General features: G+C 38.8%; 7 protein-coding genes and 1 pseudogene. 3 read left to right on the forward strand and 5 right to left on the reverse strand.

From position 1 onward, the window contains the following. Positions 1–415 (forward strand): annotated as a pseudogene (locus Q0L68_RS13420) (transcriptional regulator); the annotation flags it as partial. Here Q0L68_RS13420 and Q0L68_RS13425 read toward each other — a convergent pair. The 5 genes from Q0L68_RS13425 to Q0L68_RS13445 all read right to left on the reverse strand — a co-directional run bounded on the left by Q0L68_RS13425 (position 412) and on the right by Q0L68_RS13445 (position 4,680). After that, positions 412–909, reverse strand: a complete 498-nt coding sequence (locus Q0L68_RS13425) for a histidine phosphatase family protein (protein WP_296704052.1) — start codon at positions 907–909, stop codon at positions 412–414. The pseudogene Q0L68_RS13420 and the gene Q0L68_RS13425 overlap by 4 nt on opposite strands. Positions 910–1,015: 106 nt before the next feature. Beyond that, positions 1,016–1,750, reverse strand: a complete 735-nt coding sequence (locus Q0L68_RS13430; RefSeq protein WP_296704055.1) for an RluA family pseudouridine synthase — start codon at positions 1,748–1,750, stop codon at positions 1,016–1,018. Between the two features lie 32 nt (positions 1,751–1,782). Beyond that, positions 1,783–2,757 (reverse strand): YpdA family putative bacillithiol disulfide reductase, encoded by a 975-nt coding sequence (locus tag Q0L68_RS13435; protein WP_296704058.1) that lies wholly within the window; start codon positions 2,755–2,757, stop codon positions 1,783–1,785. Between the two features lie 6 nt (positions 2,758–2,763). After that, complete coding sequence (locus Q0L68_RS13440; RefSeq protein ID WP_296704060.1) at positions 2,764–3,525, reverse strand: NRDE family protein; 762 nt, start codon at positions 3,523–3,525, stop codon at positions 2,764–2,766. Positions 3,526–3,570: 45 nt separating this feature from the next. Then, the gene (locus Q0L68_RS13445) at positions 3,571–4,680 is read right to left on the reverse strand and encodes an alkene reductase (RefSeq protein WP_296704062.1); all 1,110 of its coding nucleotides are present in this window, start codon (positions 4,678–4,680) and stop codon (positions 3,571–3,573) included. A 229-nt stretch (positions 4,681–4,909) separates the two neighbouring features. On the opposite strand from Q0L68_RS13445, the gene Q0L68_RS13450 reads away from it, so the two are divergent. Beyond that, positions 4,910–5,281, forward strand: a complete 372-nt coding sequence (locus Q0L68_RS13450) for a BlaI/MecI/CopY family transcriptional regulator (RefSeq protein ID WP_296704064.1) — start codon at positions 4,910–4,912, stop codon at positions 5,279–5,281. Next, the gene (locus Q0L68_RS13455) at positions 5,281–7,332 is read left to right on the forward strand and encodes a M56 family metallopeptidase (protein ID WP_296704066.1); all 2,052 of its coding nucleotides are present in this window, start codon (positions 5,281–5,283) and stop codon (positions 7,330–7,332) included. Before Q0L68_RS13450 ends, Q0L68_RS13455 begins: the two co-directional genes overlap by 1 nt. Positions 7,333–7,458: the final 126 nt, after the last annotated feature.

Below are 7,458 nucleotides of genomic sequence, written 5' to 3' on the forward strand. Positions count from 1 at the left end.
TTTGACTGTTCTGACGGCTGCGATGAATGTGACTTTGGCTCTAATAGATTCCCCCGAAGTGGAATTGGTCCAATTGGGTGGTGTTGTGAGGAAAAGTAGTAGCTCTGCAGTAGGGCATTATGCCGAGGAAATGCTTCAGAATTTTGCCTGCAGTAAACTATTTTTGAGTGTAGACGGGATCAGCTTGGAGCATGGATTGACTACTTCCAATATGATGGAGGCACATCTGAATGCTCAGATGATCCGAAATGTCCAAAAAACAATTGTGCTAGCAGATTCCAAAAAATTTGGCAAAAAGGGCTTTGGGAAAATCTGCGAATTGGAAGATGTGGATTTGATTATAACGGACTCTGGTATTCCGGATTTATATAAGTCTTTGCTGGAGGAGAAAGGAATTGAAGTCGTTTTAGTTTAAAAATCCTTGTAGGTTTTTCGTACTACTGAAGAACCCGCATCATCGATAGTCACCACATAAATAAATTCGTATTCGACGTCCTGCAAATCTCCATATTCTTCACCATCACCTATAAAATAATTAGCAATCTGACCTACTGTGTTGCTATGTCCTACTACCAAGGCATTCCCTTCTATAGACTTTAATTTTTCTACAAGCGCATCGTGATTTCTTGGATCGTAAATTTCGATCTCCAGACTATTTTGATCAGCAGTAGGTTTCGCAGTGTCTTTGGTTCTATTGTAGTCGGTGCTATAAATATGCGCTATCTCTTTATCAGAAAGAATTTGGGATAACTTGGTAGCACGGATTTCACCAACTTGAGCTAATTCCGGATCATCACCCTCTAATTGCTTTTCCGCATGCCTAACAATGTAAATAGTTTTTGAACTTGGCTTAGGGGTACAAGAAGCCAACAGCAACAAGGCAGTGAAAACAAGAAGGAGATTTTTCATGATAGGATGATTATATCTTTATTCATTTAGAAAAGTAATAAAAAATAACCTTTGAAGAGAATCCTGCATCTTCAAAGGTTATTTTAAATTGATTATATAAGTTTGGTTATCCAGAAAAGGAATTATCCAGATGCTGGTCTTTTGTTTTTACAGTCTCAAACTCCAAGAATTGCTCCCAGAATTCTTCTTCTGGGACAGCTGCTCTGAGATATAATTTTTCTTTTTTCACAGGATGAACAAATACTAAATTAAATGCATGTAAGTTGATGCTGGCATCTGGATTTGGCTTCGCAAAACCGTATTTGATGTCACCTCTAATCGGGCAACCCATGGATGCCAACTGCACTCGGATCTGATGGGGCCTGCCTGAAACCGGACGAACTTCCAAGAGCCAGTGGTCATTCATAAAACCCAGGGTTTTATAATTCAATTCCGCTTTTTGAGATCCAGGAACTTCTTTTTCATGCGCTGTGACGAAGTTCTTTTGCTCATCTTTAGTCAGCCAATGGGTCAATTTTCCTTGCTCCTCACGTGGCTTTCTTTTCACGATGGCCCAATAAACTTTATGAATATCCCGCTTGCGGAAAAGCTCCATCATGCGCTCCAAGCCTTTGGAAGTTCTGGCAAATGCAACCAATCCACTCACAGGTCGATCCAATCTATGGATGGGATGAAGGAATACAGCTCCCGGTTTATCGTATTTCTTTGCAATGTAATCTTTGAGGTAGTCCGTCAGAGTTTTGTCGCCAGTTTTATCTCCCTGTACTAAAATGCCTGCAGCTTTATTGACAACTAATAGGTGGTTGTCCTCATAGACAACAGTAAATGGTTTCTTTTTCATAATCAGAGGCAAAGATAATGGATTCCCAATTCTTAGTCGAGCTTCTCTTTAATATCCTTCATAATCGATTCAGCATGCACAATGCTGTTTTCTATAAAGAATTCTCGGGTATTCAATCCGCCACAAACCACTCCTGCCAAATAAACTCCCGGTACATTGGACTCTTGATTTGCTTGATCATAGCATGGCTGACGCTTTTCATCTAAACTCATTTCTACTCCTAATTGATCCAAAAGAGCAAAATTTGGTTTGTAGCCAGTCATGGCCAAAACAAAATCATTTTCAATAGTCACTTCTTCAGTAGGAGTAGTGATTATAACCTCATGCTCCCTAATTTCTTTGACTTTTGATTGAGTAAAAGCTTTGATCGACCCTTCTTTGATACGGTTCATAATATCAGGACGCACCCAATACTTCACGTTTTGATCTACTTCCTCTTCGAGTAATACCATACTGACTTCCGCACCTTTTCTCCAAGTTTCCAAGGCAGCATCCACTGCAGAGTTTGCTCCTCCCACCACAAGCACTTTCTGGCCAATAAATGGCCAAGGTTCTTTGTAATAATGTTGAACTTTTGGTAATTCCTCGCCTGGGACATTCATCAAATTTGGCAGATCGTAAAATCCCGTTGCTAAGACGATTTTTTTGGTTTGATAAGTGGCTTTTGAACTTTTGATTTCAAAAATATCCCCTTTCTTTTTCAGGGTTTCAACGCCTTCGTAAAGGTGGACATTGAGATCAAAATGAAAGAATATTCTTCTATAATATTCCAAAGCTTCAGTCCTGGTCGGTTTATTTCCTACAGACATAAAGGGAATATTCGCCATCTCCAAACGATCCGAAGTGGAGAAAAAAGTCATATTGATCGGGTAATTGTAGATGGAATTGGTCAATGCCCCTTTTTCTAGGATTACATATTCTAAACCCGCATTTTGGGCTTCCACTCCACAAGCTAGCCCTATCGGACCTCCGCCTATGATCAACACATCGTATACTTTATTAATCATGAATTTCTAGGTTTGAGCTTTGAAACGATAAGTTTCATCCGTGAATTTACTGGAATCCCATTCAAAACTTCGCTCTTTGAAAGTTACATCTCCGGATTTTTTTAAAACCAAAGCAGAAGAGGAAACAGTTCCATAATCCGAACCAAGTCGAATGAATTGTGAGGATAGTCCAATTTCCATTTCTTTGGGTACTCCTGTGTCAGGAAGTTTTTGGATTGGGAAAGTTTCTTTGGAAGTAAGAATACTTAGTAGACTCTCTGTTTTTGGAATATTATTTATTTCTTCGTTGAGCTGCTTTTTTGCCAATACAGATTTTGGCCATGGATCATTCAGCAAGCCGTTGCTTAAGCCATGAATTCCTACAGGTACTTCTAAGATATCTTCTCCAAAATTGCTGAAATAGAGTAATTGCTTTCCATCCGAGACTAATAGATTAAATCCATCATAATCAGTTTGGTTTGCTTTTACACTTTCGAGATATTCTCTTGGGCTTACCAAACTTTCAAGAAAATCTGAAACCAGTTTACCTCTGCTGATTTTTGCATTCTTAGCTTGATTGAAATCTCTATAATTGGTAAGGAGTGACCAACTGCCATTTGGGTGAAAACCCATCCAAGTTCCCCCGCTTTTTAGATCTTTTCCTCCATAAAAACCTGACTTCCATTGATGGATTTTTTCACTGGGTCTTTCAAAAAACTCATCTCGATTTGCCCTGATAATTAAAGGATAATCAGGGTGGTTTTTCCAGGAAATAGCTACTAAACACATATTTAAATGTAAAAAAAAGGCCGGAATATCCGGCCTCTGGGGTGATTATCCAACATTCGCTTCTTCCAGCAAGGGGTAATCTGTATATCCTTTTTCTCCTGGGGTGTAGAAAGTGTTTTGATCCCAATCGGCCAAAGGAGCATTGTTTTCAAAACGGATAGGAAGATCTGGGTTTGAAATATATAATTTCCCAAACGCCACGGCGTCTGCCAAATCTTCTTCGATGATCTTGTTGCCTTTTTCCTGATCAAAAGAATTATTGATCACTAAAGTACCCTTGTAAATCGGTCTATATCTTTTGGCAATATTTGGTTCTAAATATGGAATATCTGATACATCTGTAAATGGTTCTGAAAGGTGTAGGTAAGCCAAGTCATAATTATTTAACTTATTGATTATGTAGTCAAATGTCGGAATAGTTTCCTCATCCGCTTCCATTCCAAAGACACCATTTAGAGATGGGTTAAGTCTAACACCAATTCTATTCTCCGGCATCACTTCCTTGATCGCATCAATTACTTCAAAGAGAATTTTAGCTCTGTTTTCAATACTTCCACCATATTCATCTGTTCGAACATTACTTGTAAGATTAAAAAACTGATGAAGTAAATACCCATTTGATGAGTGGATTTCCACTCCGTCAAAGCCTGCTTCCATCGCATTTTTTGCTCCGTTTTTAAAGTCTTCGATGGTTTGCTTTATTTCTTCCAAGCTCATCGCTTTTGGAGTGACTGTTTCCTTAAAGCCTTCTGGAGTGTATGATTTTTGATTGGGATTTATCGCAGAAGGTGCCAATGGTAACTCCCCATTATGGAAGTCTGGATGTGAAATTCTTCCGACGTGCCAAAGCTGTATGTAAATATGTCCATTTTTTTCGTGGACAGCCTTGGTCACTTCTTTCCATCCTTCAACTTGCTCTTGAGAATAAATACCAGGTGTATTGATATAACCGACAGCAGTTTTGGAAATTTGGGAACCCTCAGAAATAATCAAACCTGAAGAGGCTCTCTGTTGGTAGTATTTAGCTTGTAATTCGAAAGGCTTATTTTCTGGATTGTTCGCTCTGGAACGGGTCATTGGAGCCATCCATACTCTATTGGATAACTTTTGTCCACCTACCGTGATAGGCTTCAAAAGTGCTTGTTCTTTACTCATTGTAAATAGTTGACTTAGCTTAAAATTCAATGTCTATACAACTAATGTAATGGCAAGAAAGTTCAATTGCTCAGAATTAATAGAGAAACAGTTTATTAGACTATCGAAAATCTATTTATAACTGAAAAACAGGCGTTTAACATTTTTTAATACGATTATTTTCGTAGATAATTTGACTTACGATTTTCTTCGTATAACTTTGGTACGAAAGATATCGTATAACCTAGCCATGAGCAAACCGACAGAAGCCGAATTAGAGATTTTATCCTTGCTTTGGGAAAAGAAAGAAGCCAGTGTGAGACAGATTCACGAGGAGATTTCTAAAACCAAAGAGACAGGCTATACCACCACTCTGAAAATTATGCAGATCATGTTTGCTAAGGGAATGGTGACTCGAGATGAAAAGAGCAGAACTCATATTTATAAGCCTGCCACGAATCAAGGAGAAACTCAAAAATCTCTTTTGAAAAATTTGATGACTACAGCTTTTGGCGGTTCAGCTAAAAAGTTGGTCATGCAAGCACTTGGACAAGATAATCCTTCGAAGGAGGAGTTGAATGAAATAAGAGAATTTTTAGACCAACTAGAAAAGAAATCCTGATGACAATTTTAAACGATTTGATACCGGATCATTTGCTTTATGCATTGGGATGGACATTGGTTCATTCCATTTGGCAGCTCGTATTCATAGGAAGTGCCCTTTGGATCCTTTTAAAAGTGTTTGCTCGCCGAAGCCCCAATTTTAAATATAATCTAGCGCTTGGAAGCTTGGGATTAACATTCTTCATTGCATCAGGAACATTCATTTACCAGCTATCCATCCAATCTAGTACCTCGATTTTTGATCAAGTGGCTTTGGAAGCTTTAATAATAAATCAGGCAAGCAGTGCGGCTGTATCCAATTCAGAGGCTTTGCTTCTACAGATTGTGAAATGGATCGAAAGTCAACTTCCTATGCTGGTTAATTTCTGGTTTTTGGGGGCTTTACTTTTCATGTTCCGCTTAGTCAATAGCCTGTCAGAAATCAGGATTCTTCGTAAGTCTTCATTCGTGAATTTGGATTCAAACCTTGACCATCTAGTCAAAAAACTGGGTTCAAAAATCGGGATAAGTAAAAAAGTACAGCTCAGAATCACAGACTATGGACTTTCGCCAATCACTTTTGGATTTTTGAAGCCTGTCATTTTGATACCGGCAGCCTTACTCTTCCAGCTTTCTCCAACGCAATTGGAGGCAATAATAGCGCATGAATTGGCTCATGTGAAGCGAAACGATTATTTGGCAAATCTACTACAGTCTGTTTTGGAGGTTGTGTTTTTCTACCATCCATGTTTCTGGTGGATGAGCCAGACGGTGAAAGAATTGCGTGAAAATGCTTCTGACGATCTGGCAGTTTCAGCAGGAGTTTCTGCGAAAGAATTGGCTTTTGGACTTGCTGAGGTATTAAACTTTGCGAAGCAAAACCCACCTGAATTAGCTTTAGCTGCAGGTAAAAGGAGAAATCCAACCTTACAAAGAATAAAGAGAATCATGGGCTATCCAGCTCAAACCTACCCTCAAAACCCTATAATTTCTATCCCTATGTTAATTACATTAATACTCAGTGCGGGCCTGATGGCCAGTGCACAGCAGGATGCTCCTGTGAAGGTTGAAAAAATTCAGCCGATCAATCAAACAAGTGTTGCGAATATTGTTGCTCCTAAGGTGACTAAGAATCTGGTTGATGTGCTCGATACTATCCCTGAAAAAGGAGAAAAAATTATTATCACTGATGGTAACGCCGTCTGGGTAAATGATGATAATGAGGTGATCGAATTGAAAGATCGGAAGGAATACAGAATTCAGATCAAAGGAGATACCATCATCAAAGAAGGTGATACAGTGATCATGAAAGGCAATAAGAAAGGCTCCTTTGTCTATAAGCATAATGGCAAAACTGTGGTACTTGAAAATATGCCTGAATTGGAATTATCCCCAATGCCTGAATTTCCTGAGGAGGCCATGGCTCCGATGATGGATTTTGAAATAGCTGTTGCCCCACAAATGGAATTCGAAATGGCTCCAACACCCGAATTTGAATTTGAAATGGCTCCAGCACCTAATTTTGAGATGGCTCCTATGCCTCCAATGGAATTTAATTTTAATGGGGGAAAAAGTTTTATGATGGATTCCAAGGATACTGTTGGAATGACGAAAGCAGAAAAAGAAAATTGGGTTAGAGAAATGGAGCAGAAGGCAAAGGAAATGTCTGAGAAAGCCGAAGAATGGGCTGCAAAATATGAGCTGAAAATGAAAGCTTGGGAAGATGAGAACAGTCCTAAAATGGAGGAGTTTGAAAAGAAAATGCAGGAATGGCAGAAAGCATTCGAGCCAAAGATGAAAGAGTTTGAGAAAAAGATGGAGGAATGGCAAAAAGCCAATGAGCCTAAAATGAAAGAGTTTGAGGCAAAAATGAAGGCCTGGGAAAAAGATAACGAGCCAAAAATGAAAGCTTACGAAGAAAAGATGAAGGCTTGGGAAAAGGAGATGCAGCCAAAACTGGAAGAATACCAGCGTAAAATGGAAGTTTGGCAAAAAGAGAATGCTGCAAAGATCCAGGAGTTTCAAAAAAGAATACAAGAAGAAATCAAGAATAAAAACGATAACAAGTAATTGATCGTTTAGAAAGAGAAATGCCTGAAAAGGTAATTGTGTGTTGATGCTTCGAAAAAGACCTGCCCATTGAGCAGGTCTTTTTTCGTTAAAGATCATTTTAAAAAAAATATTTACTTGAACTTA

The sequence above is a fragment of the Algoriphagus sp. genome (assembly GCF_024642405.1).
Classification (GTDB): domain Bacteria; phylum Bacteroidota; class Bacteroidia; order Cytophagales; family Cyclobacteriaceae; genus Algoriphagus.